Below are 25219 nucleotides of genomic sequence, written 5' to 3'. Positions count from 1 at the left end.
ACATTCTCAGGTCAACTGGAGGAACAGCAATGTCGAATTCGGCTATAGCCGCCCGCAGGGCCGACGCGATTTCGCGTGGTGTCGGCGTTACCACCCAAATCTATGCCGAGAAGGCGCAGAACGCTGAAATCTGGGATGTCGAGGGTCGTCGCTACATCGATTTCGCGGCCGGCATCGCCGTCGTCAATACCGGCCACCGGCACCCGAAAGTCATCGCTGCGGTGAAGGATCAGCTCGATCATTTCACCCATACCTGCCATCAGGTCGTGCCTTACGAAAACTACGTGCGTCTGGCCGAGCGGCTTAATCAGGCTGTTCCCGGCAATTTCAAGAAGAAGACGATTTTCGTCACCACCGGTGCCGAGGCGGTGGAAAACGCTGTCAAGATTGCCCGCGCGGCAACCAACCGCCCTGCGGTCATCGCCTTCAGTGGCGCATTCCACGGCCGCACCTTCATGGGCATGACGCTGACCGGCAAGGTCGTTCCGTATAAAGTCGGCTTTGGCGCCATGATGCCCGATGTCTTTCACGTACCGTTTCCCGTCGAACTGCATGGCCAGACGGTGGAGGCGTCGCTTTCTGTACTGGACAAGCTGTTCAAGGCGGATGTGGATCCCGGTCGTGTTGCGGCCTTTATCGTCGAGCCGGTTCAAGGCGAGGGCGGCTTTTACGAGGTGCCGCGCGCCTTCATGCAGAAGCTGCGCGAAATCGCCGACAAACATGGTATCCTGCTGATTGCCGATGAGGTTCAGACCGGCTTTGCCCGCACGGGCAAGCTTTTTGCCATGGAGCATTTCGGCGTGGTTGCCGATATTACCACGATGGCCAAGGGCCTTGGTGGCGGGTTCCCGATTGCAGCCGTCACTGGTCGCGCCGAGATCATGGATGCGCCGGGACCGGGCGGTCTGGGCGGAACCTATGGCGGCAACCCGATCGGCGTTGCTGCCGGTAATGCCGTGCTGGATGTGATCGAAGAAGAAGGGTTGACGGAGCGGGCAACGCAGCTCGGCAACCGGTTGAAACAGAGCCTGCAATCGCTGACCGACGCCGTGCCGCAGATCGCCGATATTCGCGGTCCGGGTTTCATGAATGCCGTCGAGTTCAACATCCCCGGCTCGGCAACGCCCAACCCTGACTTCGCCAACAGGGTGCGCGAGAAGGCATTGGATAACGGCCTGATCCTGCTGACCTGCGGGATTTACGGAAACGTCATCCGTTTCCTCGCGCCGATCACCATTGAGGACGCGGTTTTCAGCGAAGCGCTCGGCATTCTCGAAACGACATTGCGGCAATGTGCTGCGGAGGCCTGACCCATGACAATTTCCGAAAAGCTTTTGTCAAAACTGAAGGATCCCTCGCTTGTCACGGACAAGGCGCTCATCGGCGATGCCTGGGTCGGTGTCAGCGATAGCGGAAAAACGTTCGACGTCACCAATCCCTCGACGGGTGAGGTGATCGCCACGCTGCCGGACATGAACCGCGTCGATGCGGCCCGCGCCATCGACGCAGCCTATCTGGCCCAGAAACAATGGGCAAAGAAGACCGGCAAGGAGCGGGCAGCGGTGCTGCGCAGGCTTCACGAATTGCTGGTCGCCAATGCCGACGATCTTGCCGCAATTCTCACCATGGAAATGGGCAAGCCGTTGGCCGAGGCGAAGGGCGAGATCCTCACCGGCGCAGCCTATATCGAGTGGTTCGGTGAAGAGGCCAAGCGCGTTTATGGCGACACTATTCCCGGGCACCAGCAGGACAAGCGTGTCATCGTCATCAAGCAGCCGGTCGGTGTCGTGGCGGCAATCACGCCGTGGAACTTTCCAAATTCGATGCTTGCCCGCAAGCTCGCACCGGCAGTCGCGGCCGGTTGTGCCGTGGTCTCGAAGCCCGCTGCCGAAACGCCGCTATCGGCTCTTTCGCTGGCCGTGCTTGCCGAACGCGCAGGTTTGCCGGCCGGCGTCTTCAACGTTGTCACCTCGCAGGATGCCCCGGCAATCGGTCGGGAATTCACCGGCAACGACAAGGTGCGGAAGCTGACCTTCACCGGCTCAACCGCTGTTGGCAAGATATTGATGCGCCAGGGCGCCGATCAGGTCATGAAACTGGGCATGGAACTCGGCGGCAACGCGCCCTTCATCGTTTTCGATGATGCCGATCTGGATGCGGCGGTCGAAGGCGCCATGATCTCGAAATATCGTAACAACGGCCAGACCTGCATCTGCGCGAACCGGATTTACGTGCAGTCGAGTGTCTACGATGCCTTCGCGGAAAAGCTTGCCGCAAAAGTGTCCGCCATGAAGGTTGGTGATGGTTTCGAACCGGGGGTCAATACAGGTCCGCTCATCACCGAAAAGGCTGTGGCCAAGGTGGAAGAGCATATTGCGGATGCGCTCGGTAAAGGCGCATCCGTTCCGGTCGGCGGAAAGCGTGACGTGCTCGGCGGCCTGTTTTTCCAGCCGACCATTCTGACGGGCGTTAATTCCAGTATGAAGATCGCACGGGAGGAAACATTCGGGCCGATCGCGCCGCTCTTCCGTTTCGAAACGGAGGAGGAGGCGATCGCGATGGCCAACGACACCGAATTCGGCCTTGGCTCCTATTTCTACGCCAAGGACCTGTCGAGAGTTTTCCGGGTGGCAGAAGCGCTGGAATACGGAATGGTTGGCATCAATACCGGGCTGATTACAACGGAAGTCGCCCCGTTCGGTGGTGTCAAGCAATCCGGCCAGGGCCGCGAAGGCTCGAAATACGGTCTCGATGACTACCTCGAGATTAAATATCTTTGCCTGAGCATATGACGTTATCATTTGAACCGTGGCAGGCCGGTCTTGACCGGCCTGCCACGGTTGATCTGAATTGTCCGGCCTAGGGTTGTCGCGCTGGCTGAACCGTTTTGCCGCAGGTCGGCTTTCTGGCGGCGTCCGTACTGGCGGGGTGAGCAGCCCATGACGCGCTTGAAAGCCGTGCTGAATGCGCTCTCGGATTCATAACCGAGTGCTACTGCAACCGTGGAGACGGGATCGCTCGAATTCTCCAGTCTGTCGCAGGCGAGCAGCATTCGCCATCGCGCCACATATTGCATCGGCGGTTCGCCAACTCTCTCCCTGAACCTCAGCGCAAATGTCGAGCGGGACATGCTTGCGATCTCTCCGAGCTCCTGAAGCGTCCATTGATGGGCGGGATCGGCATGGATCGCCTTGATGGCGGCACCGAGCTGCTTATCCGACAGGGAGAAGAACCAGCCGACACGGTCACCGGCACTCGTATCCAGATGCACCCGTAGAGCCTGCACCAGCATCAGATGGGCCAGATGTTGCGCCACGAGGCCATTGCCGGGCTGCCCCTCACGTACCTCCTTCATCATCTGCTCGATTGACCATCGCAGGGCGGCCTGCTCGGGTTGCTCCCGAATGTGAACGATCGGTGGCAGCATATCGAGAAGCATGCCGGCGTGATTGCCCGAAATGCCGAAGCGGCTGCCGACAAGAAACAATCCGCCTCCGCCATTGAGTGTGACGACCCCACCCCTTTGTGCCGGCGGGAATATCTCGCTGGCCGCAACCGCGGGACCATCGATGCTGCTGCCAAGCCGGAAGGGGCGCCCTGTGGGCAACAGGAAACAATCGCCGGCCTCAAGGCGCGTCGCGCCGGCAACACCATCGACGGTGAGCCAGCAACCGCCTGACACGATCGCATAACATTTGAGGAGCTTGTGCTGGTCGCCAAACTGCACAGCCCAATCGCCGCCCGCATTAAAGCCGGACGACACGTAAGCATGCGGCTTGAGCAAGGAAAGCACGTCTGAAAGTGGGTCCATGGTTCATTCCGGACGATCGCGAAAGTAAAGCGGATTATGAAGCATAGACCGTCCCGGAGCAATGGCTCTATCTTCCATCTCGAACATCAATGCTGGCGCGCGCGGAGTGTCGGCAGCGGCAGAACCAGCCGCGCCATCGCCATCAAACACCGGAGTAAAACATGATCGTTGTAACAGGCCCCACCAGCTTGATCGGCCGTCAAGTTGTTCAGAAACTTGTGCAATCAGCCGTACCATTCCGGGTGATTGCGCGCGATCCATCGCGTTTGACTCAAGAGGTACGCGACAGCGCCGAAATCGTCATCGGCTCCCACGGCGATGCCGGCGTCGTGCATGAAGCGTTTAGCGGCGCCGATGCGGTATTCTGGCTCCTGCCGCCGGATCCGCAGGCCAGCTCCGTCATGGCGGCCTATGTCGATTTCACGCGACCGGCCGCAGCGGCCCTCAAAGATCGGGGCGTCAAGCGGGTTGTGTCAATTACGGCACTCGGGCGCGGTTCGCCGTTTGCCGGTAAAGCGGGCCATGTCACCGGCTCGCTGGCGATGGACGATTTGATCACCGAAACAGGCGTCGCTTTCCGGGGTCTGGCCAACCCATCCTTCATGGACAATATCGCCCGGCAGGCGGCCGTGATCAGGGATCAGGGCAAGTTCTTTTTGCCGCTCTCCGGCGCTCTTCGGCTTCCGAGCGCCGCAACGCGTGACATTTCTGCTGTTGCGGCACGCTGGTTGCTCGATGACGGCTGGACCGACCAGCGCGAGGTGGCAGTCCTCGGCCCTGAGGATATCTCGCTTAATGAAATGGCCAGCATCATTTCCGACGTTCTCGGCAAGCCGGTCACCTATCAGCAGATGGGCTTTGACGCATATAAGGCTCGTTTCCTGCAATTGGGCATGTCCGAGGCTATGGCGCAGGGTATGGTGGAGATGGCGCAGGCCAAGGATCAGGGCCTTGACCTTGCCGTGTCGAGGACACCGGAAAACGCAACGCTGACGAGTTTCCGGCAATGGTGCGAGGAAACCCTGAAACCGGCCGTGCTCAGCGAAACCGCCTCGTCTCTATCAAGCGCCAGGCACTAGCTCGACGAGACGATGTCCGCGACGCGACCTCCGAGATGGCCGGCTGGGTTTGCCAGATCGAGAACGATGCTCATGTGGTTGAGACCCGGCACGGCAAGCAATTCCGATGACATGTTTCCGGCGCCGAGCTGGGCATTCAGCGCCGATGCCTGTTCATGGAAGGGTGGGGTTTCGTCCGCTCCGAAGGCGATGATCCGCTGAGCGCATGGCAGCTGGTTCGATGTCAGAGGTGACCAGTCTGCCGCCTCCACCGGTGTCATTTCGGCCTCGTCGCGCAGGAAGCTGTCCGGAATTCCCGAGAGATCGTAAATGCCGCTGACAAGCAGGAGGCTGCGAATGGCGGGCAGGGAAGGTGTTGTTGTTTCCGCAGGCCCCGTCGCCGCGAGAAAGGAGGCGATATGGGCGCCCGCAGAATGACCGCTCACCGTCAGCCTGCGGGGATCCGCGCCGAAATCACCTGCATGATGTTCAAGCCAGAGCACCGCTCGTCGCACCTGCTCGATCAGCATGGGGAGCCGCGTGCCGGGCATCAAGTCATATTCGACGATTGCGGCAACACCGCCCGCTGCCAGAACCGGGGCGGCCACGAGGCGGTAGTTTGCCTTTTCGCCGGAACGCCAGTATCCGCCGTGGACGAAAACATGCAGCGGTGCGCCGGCTTTTGGCCGTTTCGGCAGGATGATGTCGAGAACCTCCCTGCTGCGCGCACCGTATCTGATGTCGGCAAGCACCTCCGTTTTTGCTGAAAGCTCCCGGCTGCGTTGCCCGAATTCGGCGGCGATTGCGTCGAAGTCGGGCACGAAGTCGCGAGTCCGGTAGAGGTCCTGTGACGTCATTGTCTGTTCCTTCATGGTCAGTAATCCACTGCGTAGTATTTTGCCTCCATGAATTCCAGTATGCCGGTAACACCGCCTTCACGGCCAAGGCCGCTCTGCTTGACGCCGCCAAAGGGTGCTGCCGGATCCGACATCAGGCCCCTGTTGATGCCGAGCATGCCGGTTTCGAGGCGTTTGCCCACCGCCAAAGCGCGTTTCAGGTCGCGGCTGTAGATATAGGCGGCGAGACCATATTCGGTGTTGTTCGCCAGATGGACGGCGTCGTCCTCGCTCTCGAATTTATAGACCGGCGCGACGGGGCCGAAGATTTCCTCGCGGGCGATTGCGGCATCGGTCGGAACGTTTTCGAGCACCGTCGGCGGATAGAAATAGCCGTTTTCGGCAAGCGGTTCGCCGCCGGTCGTGGCGCGCGCGCCCAATGCAATCGCGTCCGTGACAAGCCTGTCGATCTTGCGCACCGCATTGGTGGTGATCATCGGGCCGCATTGCGTGGCCGGATCGTAGCCAGGACCGATCTTGAGCGCTGCCATGCGGGCCGTGAGGCCGGCGACGAAGGCGTCGTGTATCCCCGCCTGAACGTAGAAGCGGTTGGCGGCGGTGCATGCCTCGCCAGCATTGCGCATCTTGGCGATCATCGCGCCATCGAGAGCGGCTTCCAGATCGGCATCGTCGAAAACGAGGAAGGGCGCGTTGCCGCCCAGTTCCATCGAACAACTGACCACCGACTTGGCGGCCTCACCAAGAAGCGTGCGGCCGACACCGGTCGAGCCGGTGAAGGAGAGCTTGCGCACACGCGGATCGGCGAGCATGGCATTCGTCACCCCGCTCGGATTGCTCGTGGTCAGCACGTTGACGACGCCCGCCGGCACGCCTGCTTCCTCGCCGAGCCGCGCCATGGCGTAGGCCGTCAGCGGCGTCTCGGATGCGGGCTTCAGGATGACAGTGCAGCCGGCGGCAAGCGCCGGACCGATCTTGCGGGTCGCCATAGCGGCCGGAAAATTCCACGGCGTAATCAGGACGGCAATGCCAATCGGCTCGTGATCGACGAGGATATGGTGCGAACCGGAAGGGGTGTGACGGAATTCGCCGGGAATGCGTGTTGCCTCTTCCGCATACCAGCGGAAAAATTCGGCGGCATAAGCCACTTCGCCGCGTGCATCGGGCAGCGCCTTGCCGTTCTCCAGCGCGATGAGCGTGGCGAGTTCCTCGGCGTGCTGTGTCATCAGCTGGAACCAGCGGCGCAGGATTTCCGAGCGCTGCCGGGCCGGGGTGGCACGCCATCCGGCGGCGGCTGCCTCCGCTGCATCGACGGCGCGCATCGCGTCTTCGACAGTGGCGTCAGCAACTTCGGCGAGCCTGTTCCCAGTCGAGGGATCCATCACGGCTATGCCGCCGCCCTTGTGCCATTTGCCGCCGATATAAAGGCCCTCGGCGTGAAGGGCGGGATCGGCATAACCGGTGATCTTGGTGTGAAACGTCATGGCGGGAAATCCTTTTCAACTCAATTCAGGCGTGACCGGTCGCCATTATAGGCGGCGGCGACGAGGGTGTGCATTTCTTGCGGGTTCAGAGGGCGCGGATTGTTCTGTATGAGGCGGGTGATGCCGCTACTTTGTTCTGCCACCCAGCCGATCCGGCTCTCTTCAAGACCGAGTTCGCAGAGCGTCGACGGAATGCCGATCCGCGCAAAAAGCGCGACGAGTTCGGGAATGACATCATCCGGCCCGTCAAGACCGGCGGCCTCCGCTATCCTTGCAAGCTCGCTTTTGATGACTGGCGCGTTCCACGTCATGACATAAGGCATGAGGCAGGCGACGCCGAGGCCGTGGGCGGTGTGGGTGAGGGCGCCGACAGGATACTGGATGGCATGGGCGGCAGCGGTTCCAGCCACGCCGAAGGCCAGCCCCGCAAGCGTTGCGCCAAGCATCACCTTTTCACGCGCGACGCGGTCAGCGCCGTTTTTGCAGGCGGCTTCCAGCCCCTGCCACAGCAATGTTATGGCGTTGAGCGCAAAGTGATCCGACATTTCGTTCTTGCCGACGAAAACGCGATGCTGCGCGATACCCGGAACGGGATCGCGGCGGATCGCCGTGAAGGCCTCGATTGCATGTGTCAGCGCATCGGCCCCGGCAATCGCCGTTAGTCCGGGCGGGCAGGACAGGGTCAGTTCCGGATCGCAGATGGAGACGGTCGGGATCAGATAGGGGCTGGAAATGCCGACCTTCAGGCTGCGTTCGACATCGGAAAGCACGGCAACGGGCGTTACCTCCGAGCCGGTGCCGGCGGTGGTGGGAATGGCGATCAACGGCATTACGGCCCCCGGCACGGTGTGCTCACCGTAATAATCCTGCGGCCGGCCGCCATGGGTGAGAAGCAGAGCCAGGCATTTGGCCATGTCCAGACACGAACCACCGCCTATACCGATCACGAGGTCCGGCGAAAAACTGCGGGCACGCTCGGCGCTGCTTGCGGCGGAATCGACGGGAACGTCGGGAAGGGTGGAGCTGTCGACCATGGCGGCGAGACCGGCGTCTTCAAGTTGCCGGACAAGCGCGAGAAAGTCGGCGTCCGCCGCAAGACGTGTATCCGTGACGATCAGCGCACGCTTGCCGAGCCTGGCGGCGACGACGCCGAGGGCATGCCGCTGCCCGGCGCCAAAAAGCAGTTCGCGCGGCGCTCTCAATGTGCCGAAAAGGTTCATTCCGTGTCTCCTCCGATAATTCAGGCGGCCTCGAGCGCCATAAGCTGATCTAAAAGCGGCTGCGGCAGCTCTATCCCCGTGTTTTCCGTCTCGGCGCGGCGCTGACGCGCGCCATCACCCGGGATTGCTACCGGGTTTGTAGGATCGGCCGGGCGGGACAGGCGCAGACGGTCCAAATAGGCCGCAAGCGACTGGACGTTTCCATCTCCCGCTGCCGCATCGATAAGGATGAGAAGATCGCCCTTGTTGGCCGGATGGGTATCGTCGAGTGTGCCATGCACATCGGGCGCGAGATCGGAACCGGCGAGTGCTGCGACGAGAAGTTCGATCGCAAGACCCAGCCCATAGCCTTTCGCGCCGCCGAAGGGCGCTATCGCCCCGGTCTTTGCCGCCTGCGGATTGGTTGTCGGACGGCCGTCCGCATCCATGGCCCAGCCGGACGGGATCGGTACTCCGCGCATTGCGTGATTGTTGATCTTGCCCATGGAAACGACACTGGTCGCCAGATCGAGCACGAAAGGCCGGTCACCGGAGGGAATGCCGATTGCGATGGGGTTGGTGCCGAGCATCGCTTGCGTTCCGCCGAACGGATGCACGAGCGCCTCGCTGGTCGACATGACGATGCCGATCACGCCGTCCTTTGCGGCGGCCTCTGCATAATAGGCGAGCATGCCAATGTGGTTGGCGTTGTGGATGGCGGCGATAGCGATCCCTGTCTCGTCCAGTACATCCCGCATGGTCTGCATCGCGTGCATCACCACCACAGGTCCGAGGCCTCGTTCGCCGTCGACGCTGAGAAACGACTTCCTGCGCCATGTCCCGGTTCCGTGTGTCCGGGCGTCGGCAATTCCCTTGTCCAGCCGGGAAAGAATGAGCGGCAGCCGCTGCAGGCCATGCGAAGGCAGCCCACGCAATTCGGCCTCCAGAAGGAGATCGGCCTGGAGGCGGGCATGGGCGGGCGGAGCACCTCGCCCTTCAAGCAGGGCTGTTGCCAGATGCCGGAGTCTTTCCGGTTGTAGCTTCATTTCAAAATCCTATATCGGATCATATACGATATTGTATTTGACATACGATATCTTATTTGTAACAAATGCCGACGTGTCAAGAAGCAATTGGAGAGTGAAAGTGGCATTTACGGCGGAACGGGAAGCGAGAGCGAGCATTCGCCCGAGCAGCGTGGTCGATGGCGTTTACGACAACATTTACCATCGGCTGATGTCCCTGGAGATCGCGCCCGGTGCGCGTATTCCGATCGATGTGCTGGCCCGCGAAATCGGCGTCTCCCAAACGCCGATCCGTGAGGCTTTGAGCCGTCTCGAGCGCGAGGGGCTTGTGCGTAAGGAGCATCTGGTCGGCTACAGCGCAGCTCCGCAATGGACGAAAAAGCAGTTCGAAGACCTCTATGCCTTCCGCCTGCTGGTCGAGCCGGAGGCCGCGAGGCTCGCAACGCTCAATATGACCCCCGAGGCGCTGCGCCAGCTTGAAAACTCCGCAGCAGATATGGGCAATGGCGAGACGCCGGTCGACCGCAACACGCGCTATTCGCGTTTTGCCCGTGCGGATGCGCATTTCCACGATGCGATTCTCAAGATTGCCGGAAACGACGTGATCCGCAGCACGCTGTCGAACCAGCACGTCCATCTGCATATCTTCCGGCTGATGTTTCATACACGCGTGACGCAGGAGGCACTCGAGGAGCACGAGAATTTGCTTGCGGCCTTCCGGTCGGGTGATCCGCAGGCGGCGGTCGACGCCATGCGCATCCATATCGAACGTTCACGCGACCGGTTGCTTTCGGCTTTCGAATGAACGCGGTCCTGTCACCCCAACCCCTGGCGTCGCCGGAAAGTTCGGTGGTCGCAACCCTTCGGGCCGATGGGCTCAGCAAAGCCTATGGCCCGATCACCGTCCTGTCGGACCTGACGCTCGATGTTCGCGCTGGCGAGGTTCACGCCATCATCGGTGAAAACGGTGCCGGCAAGTCGACGCTGATGAAGCTGTTGTCCGGTCACGTCGCGCCGACGGAAGGCCGGCTGTTCATGGACGGCCAGCCGGTCGAGTTTCGAAACGCGGTGGAGGCGGAAAATGCCGGCATCGTGCTGGTGCATCAGGAAATCCTGCTCGCCGCGGACCTTACGGTTGCGGAAAACCTGTTTCTGGCGCGCGAAGTCGGCCGTGGCCCGATGGTTGACGACCGGGCGATGAACCGCCGCACCGCCGAGTTGCTGGCAAGGGTCGGTTCGACCGCGCGCCCGCGTGACCGTGTCAGTGAACTGCCGCTTGCCCAGCGCCAGCTTGTGCAGATTGCACGCGCGCTTCTCGACGACCGCAAGGTCGTCATTCTGGACGAGCCGACGGCGGTTCTGGCCAATGACGAGGTTGCGGCGTTGCTCGATATCGTCAGGAGCCTGCGCGACCATGGCGTGGCGGTTCTTTATATTTCTCATCGCCTCGACGAGGTGCAGGCGCTTGCCGACCGCATCACCGTGCTGCGTGATGGCTGCATGATAGGCACCTGGCCGGCCGCCGGTCTCAGCCAGCGTGAAATGGCCGAACTCATGGTCGGGCGGGAACTGGAGATGCTTTATCCCCACAAACGCCCGCCTGCCGAAGGCGTGCCCATTCTCTCGGTCGCGGATCTGGCGGTTGATCACGGTGCAGAAAGCGCGAGCTTCAGTGTTTGTCCGGGAGAAGTGCTCGGCATCGGTGGCATGATAGGTGCTGGACGCACCGAACTGATCGAAGGGTTGATGGGCCTTCGCCCGTCACGGGCGGGCAGCGTTACTCTCAACGGCAAGGAGATCAAACACCGGTCGGTCCGCACGATGATGGAGGCCGGCCTTGTCTATCTGACCGAGGATCGAAAGGGAAAGGGCCTGCTTCTGGAGGAGAAGCTTGGTCCCAACCTGACGCTTCAGGCGCTGGACACGGTCAATCCGCACGCGGTTCTCGACAGGCGGGGCGAGCGTTCACGGCTTGAGGAGGCCGTGGCGGATTACGATATCCGCGTTCGTTCGTTGCGGCTGGAGGCTGGAAAGCTTTCAGGCGGCAACCAGCAGAAGCTGCTGCTCGCCAAGGTCATGCTCACCGACCCTTCGGTGGTGATCATCGATGAACCGACGCGCGGCATCGACATCGGCAACAAGAGCCAGATCTACGAATTCATCGACGCCATGGTGCGGGCGGGCAAGGCCTGCATCGTCATCTCGTCGGAAATGTCGGAGCTGGTGGGGCTTGCCGACCGGGTTCTCGTGATGCGGGCAGGCAGGATCGTCGCCGAACTTTTCGGCGCTGAAATCAATGAGGAAAATGTCGTCTACGCCGCCACGGTCGGTGGACGCGACGTCGTCGGGGAGGACGAACATGACCGCAGCGACAGCAACAACAACAATCATACCCGTTGACGAGGGCAGCCGCATCCGCTGGGCGGATCTCGCACCCTTCATTGCGCTCGCCGTAATTGTCCTCATCGGTGCGCTGGTAAACTCCAATTTCGTGGCGTCGGCCAACCTGATCAACGTCGTCACACGCAGCGCCTTCGTCGCCATCATTGCGGTTGGAGCGACCTTCGTGATCTCGTCGGGCGGGCTTGACCTGTCGGTCGGCTCTATGATGGCCTTCGTTACCGGCATCATGATCATGGTGATGAACCATCTTGCCCCGTCTTTCGGCGGCTGGGCCATCCCGATGGGAGCGGGTGTGGCGCTGGTGGTCGGCGCGCTCTGCGGGCTGTTCAACGGTCTGATCGTGACGGTGGGGCGCATCGAGCCCTTCATCGTGACGCTCGGCACGATGGGGATTTTCCGCGCCTTTATCACCTTCATGACGAATGGCGGCTCGCTGCCCATCGACCGAGGCCTGCGGGATGCCTACCGGCCGGTCTATTTCGGCAGCATTTTCGGCATTCCCTATCCGGTGCTCATCACCTTCGTCGTCGTGATGATCGGCGCGTTCCTGCTTTACAAAACCAAATATGGCCGTCGCCTGACATCGGCCGGGTCCAATGTCGAGGTCGCCCGCTTTTCCGGCGTCAACGTCGCGGCCGTGCGCACCGGCGCCTATGTCATTCAAGGCATCTGCGTGGCCATCGCGGCCATCTGTTACGTGCCGCGTCTCGGCGCAGCGACGCCGACGACCGGGCAGCTATGGGAATTGCAGGTCATCACCGCTGTCGTGATCGGCGGCACGCTTCTGCGCGGCGGACGCGGGCGCATCGGCGGCACCGTGGCCGGCGCACTCATTCTCGAGGTCATCGCCAACGTCATGGTCCTCTCGGACATGGTCTCGGAATACCTCGTCGCCGCCGTACAGGGTGCGATCATCATCATCGCCATGCTGGCGCACCGCTTTACTGCCAACCGCTGAAAACAGCACTGACTTCAAAAGGAGGAGAAAATGAAGTCTATTATCCAGAAAGCCGGACTGTTGTTATCGACAGCCGCATTGGCCCTTGTCCTGCCGCTTGGCAGCGTTCAGGCCGAAGACAAGAAGGTGACGATCGCCGTGTCGATCCCGGCCGCGACGCATGGATGGACGGGGGAGTCGTCTACCATGCCGAGCAGGCCGAAAAGGAAATCGAGGCCGCGTTCCCGAATATCGATGTGGTGCTGTCGACAGCAGCCTCGGCCACCGCCCAGGTCTCGGCGCTCGAGGATCTCTCGGCCAGCCGCAAACTCGATGCGCTCGTCATCCTGCCCTTCACCTCTGAGGAGCTGACCGGTCCGGTGGAACAGATCAAGCAGAAAGGCACCTTCATTTCGGTGGTTGACCGTGGCCTCACCGATCCGAGCGTGCAGGATCTCTATGTCGCCGGCGATAACATCGCAGTCGGCGCGAATACGGCACACTGGCTCGTGGACAAGCTGGGTGGCGAGGGTCAGATCGTCGTCTTGCGCGGCATCCCCACCGTCATCGATGATGAGCGCATCAAGGGCTTCTCTGATGTCGTCAACAAGAGCAACATCAAGATCCTCGACATCCAGTATGCCAACTGGAACCAGGACGAAGCCTTCAAGCTGATGCAGGATTATCTGGCGAAATATCCGAAGATCGATGCTGTCTGGGCCAATGACGACGATATGTTGCTCGGCGTTCTCGAGGCTGTCGACAACGCCGGACGCAAGGACATCAAGTTCGCGCTTGGTGGCAACGGCATGAAGCAGGTCATCGAGATGGTGAAGGAGAAGAACGTGCGCACGCCGATCTCGACGCCTTACCCGCCTTCGATGATCAAGTCGGCCATGTATATGACGGCCGCGCAGTTTAGCGGACAGGCCCCGGTACGTGGCTCGTTCCTACTCGGCGCGCCGCTGATCACGCCGGAAAATGCCGATCAGTTCTATTTCCCCAATTCCCCCTTCTGATCCGAAACGGTGCCCGGCCAGTGCCGGGCATCGCCCCAAATCAATGACAACAGGAGACATGACATGAGCGGCAAGAAAATCCTCATGCTGACCGGCGAGTTTACCGAGGAATACGAGATCTTCGTGTTCCAGCAGGGGATGGAAGCAGTGGGCCATACGGTCCACGTCATCTGCCCCGACAAGAAGGCCGGCGACCGCATCAAGACGTCGCTGCACGATTTCGAGGGCGACCAGACCTATACGGAAAAACTCGGCCACTACGCCGACATCAACAAGACGTTTTCCGAGGTCCGGGTCGAGGACTATGATGCGGTCTATGCTGCCGGCGGTCGCGGCCCGGAATATATCCGCACCGACAAACGCATTCAGGCCATGGTTCGCCATTTCCACGAGACCGGCAAGCCGATCTTCACCATCTGCCACGGCGTGCAGATTTTGATGGCCGTGCCCGGCGTGCTCAAGGGCCGCAAGGTCGCGGGCCTCGGCGCCTGTGAACCGGAAGTGACGGCAGTGGGTGGTACGTTCATCGACGTGAAGCCGACCGAGGCCTATGTCGACGGCAATATGGTCTCCGCCAAGGGCTGGACCGGTCTGGCCGCATTCATGCGTGAGTGCCTCAAGGTGCTCGGAACGAAGATCACCCACAGCTAAGGGCATTTAACGACGAAATTGCCGCCGGGTGTGGACCCGGCGGCTTAACCTTGTCTGATTGCGAATGTCTCTTCAGGGAAGAACGGGCAGCCGATTGTTTTTCGGTGCCGGTCCGAGCTGCGATCGCTCGAGGCGCCTGGGCCTTGCCCATTCGCGCCGTGCTTCTTCTGCAAGCACGAGACCGTGGCCGGGACGATTTGGCGCATAGGCATAGCCGTCGCGGATTTCGATGGGTGTTTCCACCAGATGGTCGAAGTTCTGGAAGGAATATTCCAGCCATTCGACCTCCGGCAGTGCTGCCGCCATATGGACGCCGACCTCCAGGAAGGTGTTCCCCAGGCTGATCGGCACGCCCATCTCGGCGGCAAGCCAGCCGATGCGCATCACGTCCGTCACCTGACCGTGTACGTTCAGGATATCGGTGCCATGGTTGTCCAGCAGAACGCGCTTTCCGGCCAGGTCGAGATATTCGCCGCTATTGATCTGCGTCCAGTTGACGGCGTGGCGCAGCGTGCGCAGCCCCTCGAAATCGTGGCGCAATATCGGGTCCTCGACCCACAGCAGATCGTGGCCCGCATCCCGGATCGCCGTCAATTTGACAAGGGCTTCCTTGGAATTCCAGGCTTCGTTGGGGTCGATCATGACCTGTGACCCTTCCGGCACCACTTTGCGCAGCAGATCGAGCCGATGCAGGTCGCGTGCGAAATCGGGATGGCCGACCTTTATCTTGAATGTCGTATATCCAAGGCTCGCCGCATGGGAAAACAGCGCGCAAAAGGCATCGTCGCTCAGGTGGAAATCGAGACCGCTGGCATAAGCGCGAACACGCTCCCGCCTGCTGCCCAGAAGCTGGTGCAGTGGCATTCCTGCCTGCTTTGCGGCAAGGTCCCAGAGGGCGACCTGAATGGCTTCATAAAAAGGTAGCGAATAGGCCCGCTGATTTCCGCCGCGGGGACGGTTCACACGGTGAACAAGTCCAATGGCCTTATTCCCCTTCAGTGTCGGCCAGACCTCGTTTTCAAATACCGCTTCGATCTCGTTCTGGTCGGGCAGGGGGTGGAACAAGGTCTGGATGAATCCTAGCCCCACCTCGCCATTTTCGGAAACCAGTTCCAGAGCTGCGATGTTGGCGTCGTCGGCTCGGACCTGGCTATCGCCGATTACGCGGTCGCGGGCGAATTGAAAACGCGTTATACGAAATTGGGAGATGGGCATATTGAGCTCTTTGATCGCTTACAAAGTTGAACTGATATATCAGAGAGGATAGATACTGTAGCCATGAAAAAACTGCAAGAGCCACGCAATCTAAAATCGAACGCCGCCGATACCGGTGCGCGCCGCCTCAACGCGACGTCGCCTATGATCGTATCCTGGAGAGCCTGTTTGAACGAAAGGTTCCGGTCGGTGCGTTCATTTCCCAGAACGAGCTTTCAGCGATCGTCGATGTTCCAGTCGGCCCGCTTCGGGATGCCCTGCGGGTATTGGACGCGGAAGGCATTCTGACCATTCATCCGCGCTCCGGCATCCAGTTCGTCAGGCCCGGTCTGGAGCTTACCCGTTCCACCTACCAGTTTCGTTCGATCGTCGAGCGTGCGGCCGTTCGCGTCTTTGCGGAAGAGGCGGACGAGCAGGTGATGAATGCCCTGGAAGTGCGGCATTCCCGGCTTTTGCGCCGCGTGGAGCGGGACGGCATCGGCTCTGAGCAATTGCTTGAGATGGATGCGCTGGAGCTGGATTTGCACGGGCATATCATTCAGGCTTTGCGCAATCCGCTCATCGAAAGCGCCTACCGGCGAATGCACAATTACCTGCGGCTCCTGAGGCTGGAGCGGAATGTTACCGCCCCGATTTTCATACGCACCCTCAAGGAGCATATCGACATTCTCGAAGCCTGCGCGACGCGGAATGCGGATGCTGCCGAGAAAGCTCTGCTGGCACATTTTCAGGCCGCGATGCAGCGCAATCTCGGTCTCGTCTGAGGCGAGCCGATTAATTTTGCGGGCTTGTCGAGGTGGGATATTGCGGCGCTCAGGAAATGATGTTACCTCACACTGATAGATCAGTATGATAATCTGATATCTTGGGAGGATAGTCGATGCATCTGAGTAAGCGTGAATTTCTGGCCGCGACAGCGGCGTTAACGCTGGCTGCGAGCCTGCGAAGTGCCAATGCCGCCACCGCAATCAACTACTGGCATCATTTCGCCAGTCAGTCGGAGATGGCGGGACTGGCCAAGATCATCCAGCTTTTTGCAGCGGCGAACCCTGATATCGCGGTGACGCAGGAAAGCATTCCGAACTCGGAATATATGGCGAAGGTCTCGTCGGCGGTGGTTGCCGGCGGGCGGCCCGATACCGGTATGGTGATTGCCGAGCGCTTTGCGGACCTGACGGCAATGGGTGCGCTTGTCGATATCAGCGAGCGCGTCAGCAAGTGGAGTGGCAAGGCCAATCTGCCCGAAGGCCGCTGGGCCGGGATGTCGCATGACGGCGCCATTTACGCCGTGCCCGCATATGCCTTCGTTGACTGGATGTATTATCGAAAAGACTATTTCGAGGAAGCCGGGCTGTCCGGTCCTCCCAAGACCTTCGAAGAGTTTTTGACCGCCTGCCGGAAGCTGACTGACCCTGCCAAGAACCGTTACGCATTTGGCATGCGCGGTGGTGCGGGTGCTTTCAAATACGTCATCGACGTCATGGAGGCTTTTGGTTCGCCGCTCGTGAAAGACGGGCAGGCGGCCATCGACAAGCCGGCCGCCGTCGAGGCAATCACCTTCTACGCCGACCTGTTCCGTAAGGAAAAAGTCGCGCCGCCCAGCGCGCCGAACGACAGCTACCGCCAGATCATGGAGGGTTTCCGCACCGGCCAGACGGCAATGATCTGGCATCATACCGGCTCGCTCATCGAAATTTCGGCGGCGCTCAAACCCGGCGTACAATTCGCCACGGCACCGATGCCGGCGGGACCCAAAGCGCACATTGCCCGCGTTGCTTATGCCGGCAATGGCATCTTCAAGGACGACAATGTCGAAGCCGCGTGGAAGTGGATCAGCTTCTGGGGTGAAACCGATGCGGCCATCGCGCTTCTTGAAGCGACGGGCTATTTCCCGGCTTCGACCGCCGCGCTCAAGGACGAACGGATCACGTCAAACCCGATCTACAACGCGGCAACCGAAACATTGGAGTTCGGGCGGCTGCCAAACAGCTTCGTTGGCGCCGCAGGCTGGTCGGAAAACGTTGTCAACCCGACGTTTCAGTCGGTCTTGACCGGCCAGTTGACGCCGAAACAGGCCGTGGATCGCATGATCGAAGGCCTCGAAGCCGCTCTTCGCTAATCTCTTTTAGACGCGATGCTCCGCCGGGGTGTCGCGTCTCAAGCAGGGACGGCGATATCGCCGAATTTCAATGACATCTCTTCTGCGCCGCCAGCCTTTCAGTCGCCTCGGGGCGTTCTCCGAGACCCGTTATTGGGTCTATTTTCTGCTGCTGCCGAGCCTGCTTCTGTTGCTGCTTGTCGTCGCCTATCCGACAATCTACGGCTTCGTCATCAGCGCCCGTGAAATGCGCCTTACCAGGCCCGGCCTCAACGGCTGGGTCGGGGCGAAGCATTATATCGCGATGATGTCCGATCGGGTGTTCTGGATATCGCTCAAAAACACGGCGATCTGGGTGGTCGCAGCCGTTACGATCGAGATGACGCTCGGTTTCATCGCAGCCGTCGCACTCAACCGGAATCTGCCGGGAACGAAGCTGTTCGGCGTCCTGATCCTGCTGCCCTATTTCCTGCCGAATGTCGTTGCCGGGCACATGTGGGCTCTGCTTCTCGATCCACGTCTCGGCGTCATCAATGATATCCTCGTGCGAATTGGTCTTCTAAGCTCCTACAAGGCCTGGTTTGCCGATCCGAACACCGCTCTTGCGGCAACGATCCTCGTCGAGGCATGGCACGGGTTTCCGTTCTTTGCCCTGCTGTTTCTTGCCGGGCTGAAGGGTATCCCTGAAGATCTTTACAAGGCCGCCGCCGTTGATGGGGCCGGTTCCTTCACCAAGTTCAGGTTGATCACGGTCCCGATGCTCAAGACCGTGATCACGGCTGCGGTGATCCTGCGGGTCATCAGCCTCGTCAATTCGCCGGACCTGTTGCTGGTCCTGACCGGCGGCGGACCCGGAAATGCCACTCAGGTGCTGTCGCTCTACGCTTTCCAGACAGCGTACCGCGATTTCAACTTCGGTTACGCGGGCGCTCTCTCGGTGGTGATGTTCTTCATCCTGATGGTCTTCGCCAGCATCTACATTCGCCTGTCGCGCATAACGAAAGAATGACCCATGTTTAGAACCAATCGCAGCAGGCGGCTGGCGGCCGATATATTGACCTATGTCGTGCTCTGCGCCCTTGGGGTGTTCTGTATCGGCCCGATGGCGTGGATGTTTTTGACCTCGCTGAAGCCCGAGGCAGACATCGTCACCTCGCAGATGCAGTATATTCCGCAGCACATCACCTTCGAGAATTACGTCGCAATCTGGACCCAGTCGAACTTTCCGGTGTTGATCACCAACAGTCTGGTCGTCACGACCGTCACGGTTGCGATCTGCGTGGTCGCCGGCACATTGGCGGCATATGCCTTCGCGCGGATGAATTTTCGCGGCCGCAACAGCCTGATGCTGGGTTACCTGCTTATCCGCATGTTCCCCGCGGTGATGATGATCATTCCGCTCTACGTGATGATGCGGAGTGTGGGGCTGGTGGACAGCCGGTTTGGTCTTGCACTCGCCTATACCAGCTTCCTGCTGCCGCTCTTCGTGTGGATGCTCAAGGGCTTCTTCGATGCGGCTCCGAAGGAACTGGAAAGTGCCGCACGCATCGATGGATCGACGCGTCTCGGCGCCATGGTTCGTATCGTCCTGCCTCTGGCCAGAAACGGTCTCGTGGCAAGTTCGGTCTTTATCGCCATTGCGGCGTGGAACGAGTTCATTTTCGCGCTCATGCTGACAACGGGGCAGGGCTCCCGCACCTGGCCTGTCGGGCTTCAGTTGATGGTTGGCGAATTTCAGCTTCCGTGGGGTGTTCTGGCCGCCGGCGGCATCCTCAGCATTCTACCCGTCATGCTGCTCTTTGCGATCGTCCAGCGGGCGATGGTTCAGGGGCTGACCGCGGGCGCCGTCAAAGGCTAAAGGAGACAATATCTGATGGCTACGCTTTCCCTTACCAACGTCCGCAAGTCCTACGGTGCGCTCGATGTCCTCCACGGCATCGATATCGAGCTGGAGGATGGCGGTTTCCTGGTGCTGCTCGGCCCGTCGGGCTGCGGCAAATCCACCCTGCTCAACATCATCGCCGGGCTTGATGATACCTCCAGCGGCGACATCGCCATCGGTGGCCGCTCGGTCTCAGCCCTGCCGCCGAAGGACCGCAATATCGCGATGGTCTTCCAGTCCTATGCGCTGTACCCGACGATGTCGGTGGAACGGAATATCGGCTTCGGTCTGGAAATGCGCAGCGTTGCCGCAGATCAGCGGCGCGAAGCTGTGGCCCGGGCGGCCGACATGCTGCAGATCACCCATCTGCTCGACCGCAAGCCGGCGAACCTTTCCGGCGGCCAGCGGCAGCGTGTGGCGATGGGACGGGCCATCGTGCGTGATCCGGACCTGTTTCTGTTCGACGAACCCTTGTCGAACCTCGATGCCAAGCTCCGGGTAGAGATGAGGACCGAGATCAAGCGGCTTCACGAGCGGCTCGGCACAAGCACCGTCTACGTCACCCACGACCAGATAGAGGCCATGACGCTGGCAACCAAGGTTGCTGTCATGAAGGGCGGGTATATTCAGCAACTGGCCGATCCACGGACGATCTACGAGCGGCCCGCCAATATGTTCGTTGCTGGCTTCATCGGGTCCCCGGCCATGAATTTCCTCAGCGGGCGTACGGTGAGGAGCGTTTCCGGCTGGCAGTTCAGGACAGAGGGCGTGGCGCTGGATCTGGATCCGGGATCAAGCAATGCCGAATTGACCGAGCGGGACGTCATTCTCGGTGTCCGCCCGGAGGAATTCAAGACTGTCTATGGGCAGGCGGGTGGTGCGTTCAACGGCACCATCGACGTGGTTGAGCCGACCGGAGCCGACACCATGCTGACCGTCGTCATCGGCGGCCAGACCGTGATCGCCCGCGTGGAACCGCGTTTTGGTGGGAAACGGGGAGAGCCGGTTGTTTTCTCTGTCGATCCCGCCAGCATCAGCCTCTTCGATCCCGAGACGCAGCTTCGGCTATAATATTGATCGGGCATGCCATGAAGCGCGCGCTTGAGCGCGCTTCATACTCTCATACTTTATTCGGCAGGCTGCGCCACGGTCGCCGTGTCAGAGCGGTTAGTTTCGCCAGAGAGGCTGCGCTGACCGAGGTTAATAATGGTGACTGTCGACAGGGTGGCGACAATCGACACCCAGAAGCCGTTGCTCGGGCCGAAATTATCGACCACCCAGCCGGAGACGAAGGCGCCGAGCGCCATGCCGATACCGATACCGGTCATCACCCAGGTCACGCCTTCCGTCAGCATCGATTCCGGTACGCGGCGCTCTATCAGGCCAAATGCGGTGATGAAGATGGGAGAGATCGCCACGCCGCTGAGGAATACGGCAAAGGCAAGCAGGGCAACTGTCGTGGTCGCAAACAGAAGCGGCAGGGCGGTCAGAGCAAGCACGCTGACGGCGATCAGTAGCTGACGGTGCAGCGGCATCTTGGGATTGATCGCGCCCAGAAGCAGGCCGACCACGAATGAACCGATGGCATAGACGCCGATGACGAGGCTGGCGGCTTCCGGCTGGCCGAGCTGTTTGGTGACGGCAACGGCGCTCACCTCGGCCGTGGCGAAGGTCGAACCGACGAAGATCAAGGCGAGTGTGATGATCTGGACCGGACGCAGCCGGATCGCCGAATGTTGCCGGCTTCCGCTTTCAACTGGGCGCACCTTGGGTTCGGTCGAACGTTGCAGCAGGAAGGCAAAGGTGCCGAGTGCCAGTGAAGCGGTGCTGATCATCATGCCCGCTTCCGGAAAGAGCGAGACCGCAAGGCCAACAGAAAGCGAGGCACCGGCGATATAAACAAGCTCGTCAGCGGCGGATTCAAACGCAAAGGCAGTGTTCAGTTCGGGCCGGTCACGGAAGATTTCCGTCCAGCGGGCGCGCATCATGGCGGGAATGCTCGGCATGGCGGCGGCGAGGAAGGCCGAAAGGAACAGCGTCCACACAGGCCACTTCTGATGCGTGGCGATAATCAGGACCGTAAAGGCGATGACCGATATGATGGTGGCCGGGATGAGGACGCTGCTCTGGCCCTTGCGATCCACCAAACGGGAAATCTGCGGCGCAACGGCGGCGTTGGTGAGCGCGAAGGTTGCCGAGACGGCACCGGCAAGCCAATATTCGCCATGGGTCTGGGAAAGCATGGCGACGATGCCGATCGGGGCCATCGCAATGGGAAGGCGGGCGAAGAAGCCTGCGGCGGAAAAGCCTTTGGCGCCCGGAGCCCGGAAAATTTCTCTATATGGATTAGACATCTGGATGCACCTTGTTTAGGGAGTATCCACCACACACATACGTGGCGTATGCAAATGAGATAATTGCATACGCAGCGTATGTCAACTAATATACGTGACGTATGTGGAGCAAGGAGAAAAAATGCGCAAACCTCGCAGTGAAATGATTGCGGAGACCCGGGCGAAACTTTTGGTCGCCGGCCGCAAGGCATTTGGCAGCATTGGTTATGCCGAGGCGTCGATGGACGACTTCACTGCAGAGGCGGGGCTGACGCGTGGCGCGCTCTATCACCACTTTGGCGACAAGAAAGGCTTGCTGCTGGCGGTTGTCGGTGAGATCGACGCCGAGATGACGAAGAGATTGTGTGACATCTCCTCAAGGGCTGCAACGCGGTGGGAGGGTTTCGTCAACGAGAATGTCGGTTATGTCCGCATGGCTCTGGAGCCGGAAATCCAGCGGATCATGTTCCGTGACGGACCGGCCGTGCTTGGCGATCCTTCCCGCTGGCCAAACGCCAATGGTTGTATTTCGGCCGTTGCGCGAAGCCTGGACGCCCTCAAGGATGAAGGGATGATCGGCGATATTGATTCAGAGGCATGCGCCCGTTTCATCAATGCGGCGAGCAGCAGTGCAGCCCAGTGGATCGCGAATTCCGACGACCCCGAAACGACCTCGAAACGCGCCGTAGAAAGCTTCCGGACCTTTCTGGACGGGTTGCGGATCAGGAAAGACTGATCCATCGCCAAGTCGTACTTATCGGAAGCAAGTCTGTCGCGACCGTCTGTGCGATATCCCCCGCAAGTTTCCCGTTCATGAGGACTCCCGGAAATATAGCAATCTGGAAGTCATGCAACTGTCACATGGCGGGTCTAGGAGAGGTTGTAGTTTTCACATATCTCGAGAGAGGGGAATATGCGCAAAATTGTTGCCACTCTGGTCGCCACGACCATTCTTACCGCCGCCGCTCAGGCCGCCGAGGTTTATCCGCTTGATCGTGCTACGATCCTCACGGGTTCGCCTTTTGATTTCAAAGTCGAGTTCGCTTCCGTCATAAAGCCGGAAGACGTCAAGATCACCGTCAATGGTCAGGATTACAAGGCCGCTCTCGGCAAGGACGCCGAGTTCGTCGCCGAAGAAAAGAACAAGGACAAGGTTCTTGGTTCTGCCGTCATCCTGCGCGGCGTCACGCTCGCCAATGCCGGTGACTACAAGGTCGAAGTTTCGGCCGGTTCCGAAACCAAGAACGTCACCTGGTCCGTTTATGGCACGCCTGCACAGGCAAAAGCCAAGAACGTCATCTTCCTGATCGCCGATGGTCTGTCCGTTGCTAACCGCACCGCTGCCCGTATCATGTCCAAGGGCATGACCGAGGGCAAGGCCAACGGTCGCCTCAACATGGACGACGTGCCGCCGGTTGCCTTCATCGGCACCTCCGCCACCGATGCCGTCGCCACCGATAGCGCCAACACCATGTCGGCCTACATGACCGGTCACAAGACCGCCGTGAACGCCATCGGCGTTTATGCCGACCGCACCCCGGCCTCGCTTGACGACCCCAAGGTCGAAACGCTTGCAGAAGCCCTGCGTCGCCAGACCAAGAAGTCGATCGGCATCATCTCGACCGCCGAATTGCAGGATGCGACACCGGCTGCCGTCGTTGCCCATACCCGCAAGCGCGGCGACAAGGCCGACATTAACGGCATGCTGTTCGACGTGAAGCCGGATGTCGTCCTCGGCGGCGGCTCCGCCTACTTCCTGCCGCAAGCCACGGCCGGTTCCAAGCGTAAGGACGACAAGGACTATATTGCCCTGTTCAAGGAAGCTGGCTACACGCTGGCGACCAGCAAGACGGAACTTACCGCGGCTGCCGGCACCAATACCGGCAAGATCCTCGGCCTGTTCCACACCGGCAACATGGACACCACGCTCGACCGCGAGTTCCTGAAGAAGGGCACCACGGCCAAGTTCCCGGACCAGCCGGGTCTCGTCGACATGACCAAGGTTGCCATCGACGAACTGTCGAAGAACCCGGAGGGCTTCTTCCTGATGGTTGAAGCTGCCAACGTCGACAAGATGTCCCATCCGCTCGACTGGGAGCGCGCCGTCGTCGATACGATCGAATTCGACAAGGCCATCGGTGTCGCCCGCGAATTTGCAGCGAAAAACCCCGATACGCTGATCATCGTCACCGGTGACCATACGCACGGCGTTTCCATCATCGGCACCGTCGATGATGACAAGCCGGGTACCGACATGCGCGAAAAGGTCGGCACCTATGCCGAGGCCGGCTTCCCGAACTACGAAGACAAGGACGGCGATGGTTATCCTGATAGGGTCGACGTTTCCCGTCGCCTGTTCATGAACGCCAATAACGGTCCTGACCATTACGAGACCTTCCGTCCGAAGCTCGAAGGCCCGTTCGCACCGGCTATCCAGAACGAAAAGAAGGAATACATCGCCAACGAACAGTACAAGGATGTTCCCGGCGCTGTACTCGTCACCGGCATCATTCCGAAAAGTTCGGATAGCGGTGTTCACGCGGTCGACGACGTCGTTCTGCAGGCCGAAGGCCCCGGTGCAGAAGGCTTCCGTGGCTATATGGAACAGAGTGACGTCTACAAGGGTCTTGCCGAAGCTTTCGCTCTCGGCGCCAAGCAGACCAACTAATCTCTGAACGCGGCGAGGGCATGCTGCATGGCGTGCCCTCACAATACCTCCAGGTCTCGCATCGTCTACCCGGACGTCCGACGGTGACAGACCTCTTCAAGAAGGAGAATGGTCATGAGCAAACCTGATCAGGCGCGGTTCAATCGCCGCCAGACCTTGGGCCTCATCGCCGGTCTGCCTCTGCTGGCTGCCGGCACCCGCGCGCAGGCGAAAAGCGATCTCACTTTCGACGAGCTTTATGGCAAGGTCAGCGTTCTCGGGCTGGAATTTTCCGAAAAGGTCAAGCAATTGAACGGCAAGGAGATCGCCATGCGCGGTTTCATGGCGCCGCCGCTGAAGGCCGAAGCACATTTTTTCGTGCTTACCGAAATACCCATGTCGATCTGCCCGTTCTGCTCCACGGATGCCGACTGGCCGGACAATATCGTCGTCGTTTATCTCGGCGAAAAACAGACCTTTACCCAGCCAAGCCAGACGATCGAAGTGCGCGGCAAGCTGGAAACGGGTTCATGGACCGATCCGGATACCGGTTTCGTCAGCCTCCTGCGCATCCGCCAGGCTGAATACGCGACGGTTTGAGAC

22 protein-coding genes and 2 pseudogenes are annotated in these 25219 nt (G+C 60.2%); 17 read left to right on the top strand and 7 right to left on the bottom strand.

The window, feature by feature from the left end; translation table 11 throughout:
* Positions 1-29 precede the first annotated feature (29 nt).
* Both RBH10_RS01860 and RBH10_RS01855 read left to right on the top strand, forming a co-directional pair.
* Positions 30-1310 (top strand): 4-aminobutyrate--2-oxoglutarate transaminase, encoded by a 1281-nt coding sequence (locus RBH10_RS01860; RefSeq protein WP_281038543.1) that lies wholly within the window; start codon positions 30-32, stop codon positions 1308-1310.
* A 3-nt stretch (positions 1311-1313) separates the two neighbouring features.
* On the top strand, positions 1314-2792 hold the full coding sequence (locus RBH10_RS01855; protein WP_281038544.1) for an NAD-dependent succinate-semialdehyde dehydrogenase: 1479 nt from the start codon (positions 1314-1316) through the stop codon (positions 2790-2792).
* 5 nt (positions 2793-2797) lie between these two features.
* Here RBH10_RS01855 and RBH10_RS01850 read toward each other — a convergent pair whose 3' ends face one another.
* Positions 2798-3811 carry an AraC family transcriptional regulator gene (locus RBH10_RS01850; RefSeq protein ID WP_281038545.1) on the bottom strand — a complete coding sequence of 338 codons (1014 nt, stop codon included), beginning with the start codon at positions 3809-3811 and terminating at the stop codon, positions 2798-2800.
* 161 nt (positions 3812-3972) lie between these two features.
* Between RBH10_RS01850 and RBH10_RS01845 the strand changes: the two genes are divergently transcribed.
* The gene (locus RBH10_RS01845; RefSeq protein ID WP_281038546.1) at positions 3973-4890 is read left to right on the top strand and encodes an NAD(P)H-binding protein; all 918 of its coding nucleotides are present in this window, start codon (positions 3973-3975) and stop codon (positions 4888-4890) included.
* On the opposite strand, the gene RBH10_RS01840 is transcribed toward RBH10_RS01845, so the two are convergent.
* The 4 genes from RBH10_RS01840 to RBH10_RS01825 are packed head-to-tail and all read right to left on the bottom strand — an operon-like array spanning position 4887 to position 9452.
* Complete coding sequence (locus RBH10_RS01840) at positions 4887-5726, bottom strand: alpha/beta hydrolase (protein WP_281038547.1); 840 nt, start codon at positions 5724-5726, stop codon at positions 4887-4889. The two genes, RBH10_RS01845 and RBH10_RS01840, sit on opposite strands and share 4 nt — an antisense overlap.
* Before the next feature lie 17 nt (positions 5727-5743).
* Positions 5744-7207: an NAD-dependent succinate-semialdehyde dehydrogenase gene (locus RBH10_RS01835; protein WP_281038548.1), complete on the bottom strand. Its 1464-nt coding sequence runs from the start codon at positions 7205-7207 to the stop codon at positions 5744-5746.
* A 20-nt stretch (positions 7208-7227) separates the two neighbouring features.
* Positions 7228-8427, bottom strand: a complete 1200-nt coding sequence (locus RBH10_RS01830; RefSeq protein ID WP_281038549.1) for an iron-containing alcohol dehydrogenase — start codon at positions 8425-8427, stop codon at positions 7228-7230.
* 20 nt (positions 8428-8447) lie between these two features.
* Positions 8448-9452: an Ldh family oxidoreductase gene (locus RBH10_RS01825; RefSeq protein WP_281038550.1), complete on the bottom strand. Its 1005-nt coding sequence runs from the start codon at positions 9450-9452 to the stop codon at positions 8448-8450.
* A 94-nt stretch (positions 9453-9546) separates the two neighbouring features.
* On the opposite strand from RBH10_RS01825, the gene RBH10_RS01820 reads away from it, so the two are divergent.
* The 5 genes and pseudogenes from RBH10_RS01820 to RBH10_RS01800 all read left to right on the top strand — a co-directional run bounded on the left by RBH10_RS01820 (position 9547) and on the right by RBH10_RS01800 (position 14441).
* Entirely contained in the window at positions 9547-10236 is a 690-nt protein-coding gene (locus tag RBH10_RS01820) for a GntR family transcriptional regulator (RefSeq protein WP_045019472.1), read from the top strand.
* Positions 10233-11831, top strand: a complete 1599-nt coding sequence (locus tag RBH10_RS01815; RefSeq protein WP_281038551.1) for a sugar ABC transporter ATP-binding protein — start codon at positions 10233-10235, stop codon at positions 11829-11831. Before RBH10_RS01820 ends, RBH10_RS01815 begins: the two co-directional genes overlap by 4 nt.
* A complete protein-coding gene (locus RBH10_RS01810; RefSeq protein ID WP_281038552.1) occupies positions 11791-12792 on the top strand; it encodes an ABC transporter permease in 1002 nt (333 codons plus the stop codon). The genes RBH10_RS01815 and RBH10_RS01810 overlap by 41 nt, the downstream gene beginning before the upstream one ends.
* 30 nt (positions 12793-12822) lie before the next feature.
* Positions 12823-13790, top strand: a pseudogene (locus tag RBH10_RS01805) (substrate-binding domain-containing protein).
* 63 nt (positions 13791-13853) lie between these two features.
* On the top strand, positions 13854-14441 hold the full coding sequence (locus RBH10_RS01800) for a DJ-1/PfpI family protein (RefSeq protein ID WP_045019466.1): 588 nt from the start codon (positions 13854-13856) through the stop codon (positions 14439-14441).
* Between the two features lie 72 nt (positions 14442-14513).
* On the opposite strand, the gene RBH10_RS01795 is transcribed toward RBH10_RS01800, so the two are convergent.
* The gene (locus RBH10_RS01795) at positions 14514-15656 is read right to left on the bottom strand and encodes a mandelate racemase/muconate lactonizing enzyme family protein (RefSeq protein WP_281038553.1); all 1143 of its coding nucleotides are present in this window, start codon (positions 15654-15656) and stop codon (positions 14514-14516) included.
* Between the two features lie 38 nt (positions 15657-15694).
* Here RBH10_RS01795 and RBH10_RS01790 point away from each other — a divergent pair.
* The 6 genes and pseudogenes from RBH10_RS01790 to RBH10_RS01765 all read left to right on the top strand — a co-directional run.
* Positions 15695-15907, top strand: a pseudogene (locus tag RBH10_RS01790) (hypothetical protein); the annotation flags it as partial.
* A gap of 15 nt (positions 15908-15922) precedes the next feature.
* Positions 15923-16420 carry a GntR family transcriptional regulator gene (locus RBH10_RS01785; RefSeq protein WP_306180397.1) on the top strand — a complete coding sequence of 166 codons (498 nt, stop codon included), beginning with the start codon at positions 15923-15925 and terminating at the stop codon, positions 16418-16420.
* 116 nt (positions 16421-16536) lie between these two features.
* On the top strand, positions 16537-17775 hold the full coding sequence (locus RBH10_RS01780) for a sugar ABC transporter substrate-binding protein (RefSeq protein WP_281038555.1): 1239 nt from the start codon (positions 16537-16539) through the stop codon (positions 17773-17775).
* A 70-nt stretch (positions 17776-17845) separates the two neighbouring features.
* Positions 17846-18763 (top strand): carbohydrate ABC transporter permease, encoded by a 918-nt coding sequence (locus RBH10_RS01775; protein WP_281038556.1) that lies wholly within the window; start codon positions 17846-17848, stop codon positions 18761-18763.
* Positions 18764-18766: 3 nt separating this feature from the next.
* Positions 18767-19612 carry a carbohydrate ABC transporter permease gene (locus RBH10_RS01770; RefSeq protein WP_281038557.1) on the top strand — a complete coding sequence of 282 codons (846 nt, stop codon included), beginning with the start codon at positions 18767-18769 and terminating at the stop codon, positions 19610-19612.
* 15 nt (positions 19613-19627) lie between these two features.
* Positions 19628-20707, top strand: coding sequence for an ABC transporter ATP-binding protein (locus RBH10_RS01765; protein WP_281038558.1), 1080 nt, complete (start codon positions 19628-19630; stop codon positions 20705-20707).
* 56 nt (positions 20708-20763) lie between these two features.
* Here the strand turns inward: RBH10_RS01765 and RBH10_RS01760 are convergent, their stop codons facing one another.
* Positions 20764-21990 (bottom strand): MFS transporter, encoded by a 1227-nt coding sequence (locus tag RBH10_RS01760; protein ID WP_281038559.1) that lies wholly within the window; start codon positions 21988-21990, stop codon positions 20764-20766.
* A 121-nt stretch (positions 21991-22111) separates the two neighbouring features.
* On the opposite strand from RBH10_RS01760, the gene RBH10_RS01755 reads away from it, so the two are divergent.
* From RBH10_RS01755 to RBH10_RS01745, 3 genes are all read left to right on the top strand, one after another.
* Positions 22112-22705: a TetR/AcrR family transcriptional regulator gene (locus RBH10_RS01755; RefSeq protein WP_281038646.1), complete on the top strand. Its 594-nt coding sequence runs from the start codon at positions 22112-22114 to the stop codon at positions 22703-22705.
* 177 nt (positions 22706-22882) lie between these two features.
* Positions 22883-24637, top strand: coding sequence for an alkaline phosphatase (locus RBH10_RS01750; RefSeq protein WP_281038560.1), 1755 nt, complete (start codon positions 22883-22885; stop codon positions 24635-24637).
* Positions 24638-24751: 114 nt separating this feature from the next.
* Positions 24752-25216 carry a hypothetical protein gene (locus RBH10_RS01745; protein ID WP_281038561.1) on the top strand — a complete coding sequence of 155 codons (465 nt, stop codon included), beginning with the start codon at positions 24752-24754 and terminating at the stop codon, positions 25214-25216.
* The last annotated feature ends 3 nt before the right edge of the window (positions 25217-25219 follow it).

This window comes from Rhizobium sp. AN73 (assembly GCF_030757975.1).
In the GTDB taxonomy this organism is placed as follows: Bacteria; Pseudomonadota; Alphaproteobacteria; order Rhizobiales; family Rhizobiaceae; genus Agrobacterium; species Agrobacterium arsenijevicii.
Note: the sequence above shows the minus strand (reverse complement) of the source record. Positions and strands in the feature narration are given on the sequence as shown.

What these genes read in the sequence shown, in the direction of transcription:
- RBH10_RS01860 (WP_281038543.1), top strand. Translation starts at nt 30, where the DNA reads ATGTCGAATTCGGCTATAGCCGCCCGCAGGGCCGACGCGATTTCGCGT.
- RBH10_RS01855 (WP_281038544.1), top strand. Translation starts at nt 1,314, where the DNA reads ATGACAATTTCCGAAAAGCTTTTGTCAAAACTGAAGGATCCCTCGCTT.
- RBH10_RS01850 (WP_281038545.1), bottom strand. Translation starts at nt 3,811, where the DNA reads ATGGACCCACTTTCAGACGTGCTTTCCTTGCTCAAGCCGCATGCTTAC.
- RBH10_RS01845 (WP_281038546.1), top strand. Translation starts at nt 3,973, where the DNA reads ATGATCGTTGTAACAGGCCCCACCAGCTTGATCGGCCGTCAAGTTGTT.
- RBH10_RS01840 (WP_281038547.1), bottom strand. Translation starts at nt 5,726, where the DNA reads ATGACGTCACAGGACCTCTACCGGACTCGCGACTTCGTGCCCGACTTC.
- RBH10_RS01835 (WP_281038548.1), bottom strand. Translation starts at nt 7,207, where the DNA reads ATGACGTTTCACACCAAGATCACCGGTTATGCCGATCCCGCCCTTCAC.
- RBH10_RS01830 (WP_281038549.1), bottom strand. Translation starts at nt 8,427, where the DNA reads ATGAACCTTTTCGGCACATTGAGAGCGCCGCGCGAACTGCTTTTTGGC.
- RBH10_RS01825 (WP_281038550.1), bottom strand. Translation starts at nt 9,452, where the DNA reads ATGAAGCTACAACCGGAAAGACTCCGGCATCTGGCAACAGCCCTGCTT.
- RBH10_RS01815 (WP_281038551.1), top strand. Translation starts at nt 10,233, where the DNA reads ATGAACGCGGTCCTGTCACCCCAACCCCTGGCGTCGCCGGAAAGTTCG.
- RBH10_RS01810 (WP_281038552.1), top strand. Translation starts at nt 11,791, where the DNA reads ATGACCGCAGCGACAGCAACAACAACAATCATACCCGTTGACGAGGGC.
- RBH10_RS01800 (WP_045019466.1), top strand. Translation starts at nt 13,854, where the DNA reads ATGAGCGGCAAGAAAATCCTCATGCTGACCGGCGAGTTTACCGAGGAA.
- RBH10_RS01795 (WP_281038553.1), bottom strand. Translation starts at nt 15,656, where the DNA reads ATGCCCATCTCCCAATTTCGTATAACGCGTTTTCAATTCGCCCGCGAC.
- RBH10_RS01780 (WP_281038555.1), top strand. Translation starts at nt 16,537, where the DNA reads ATGCATCTGAGTAAGCGTGAATTTCTGGCCGCGACAGCGGCGTTAACG.
- RBH10_RS01775 (WP_281038556.1), top strand. Translation starts at nt 17,846, where the DNA reads ATGACATCTCTTCTGCGCCGCCAGCCTTTCAGTCGCCTCGGGGCGTTC.
- RBH10_RS01770 (WP_281038557.1), top strand. Translation starts at nt 18,767, where the DNA reads ATGTTTAGAACCAATCGCAGCAGGCGGCTGGCGGCCGATATATTGACC.
- RBH10_RS01765 (WP_281038558.1), top strand. Translation starts at nt 19,628, where the DNA reads ATGGCTACGCTTTCCCTTACCAACGTCCGCAAGTCCTACGGTGCGCTC.
- RBH10_RS01760 (WP_281038559.1), bottom strand. Translation starts at nt 21,990, where the DNA reads ATGTCTAATCCATATAGAGAAATTTTCCGGGCTCCGGGCGCCAAAGGC.
- RBH10_RS01755 (WP_281038646.1), top strand. Translation starts at nt 22,112, where the DNA reads ATGCGCAAACCTCGCAGTGAAATGATTGCGGAGACCCGGGCGAAACTT.
- RBH10_RS01750 (WP_281038560.1), top strand. Translation starts at nt 22,883, where the DNA reads ATGCGCAAAATTGTTGCCACTCTGGTCGCCACGACCATTCTTACCGCC.
- RBH10_RS01745 (WP_281038561.1), top strand. Translation starts at nt 24,752, where the DNA reads ATGAGCAAACCTGATCAGGCGCGGTTCAATCGCCGCCAGACCTTGGGC.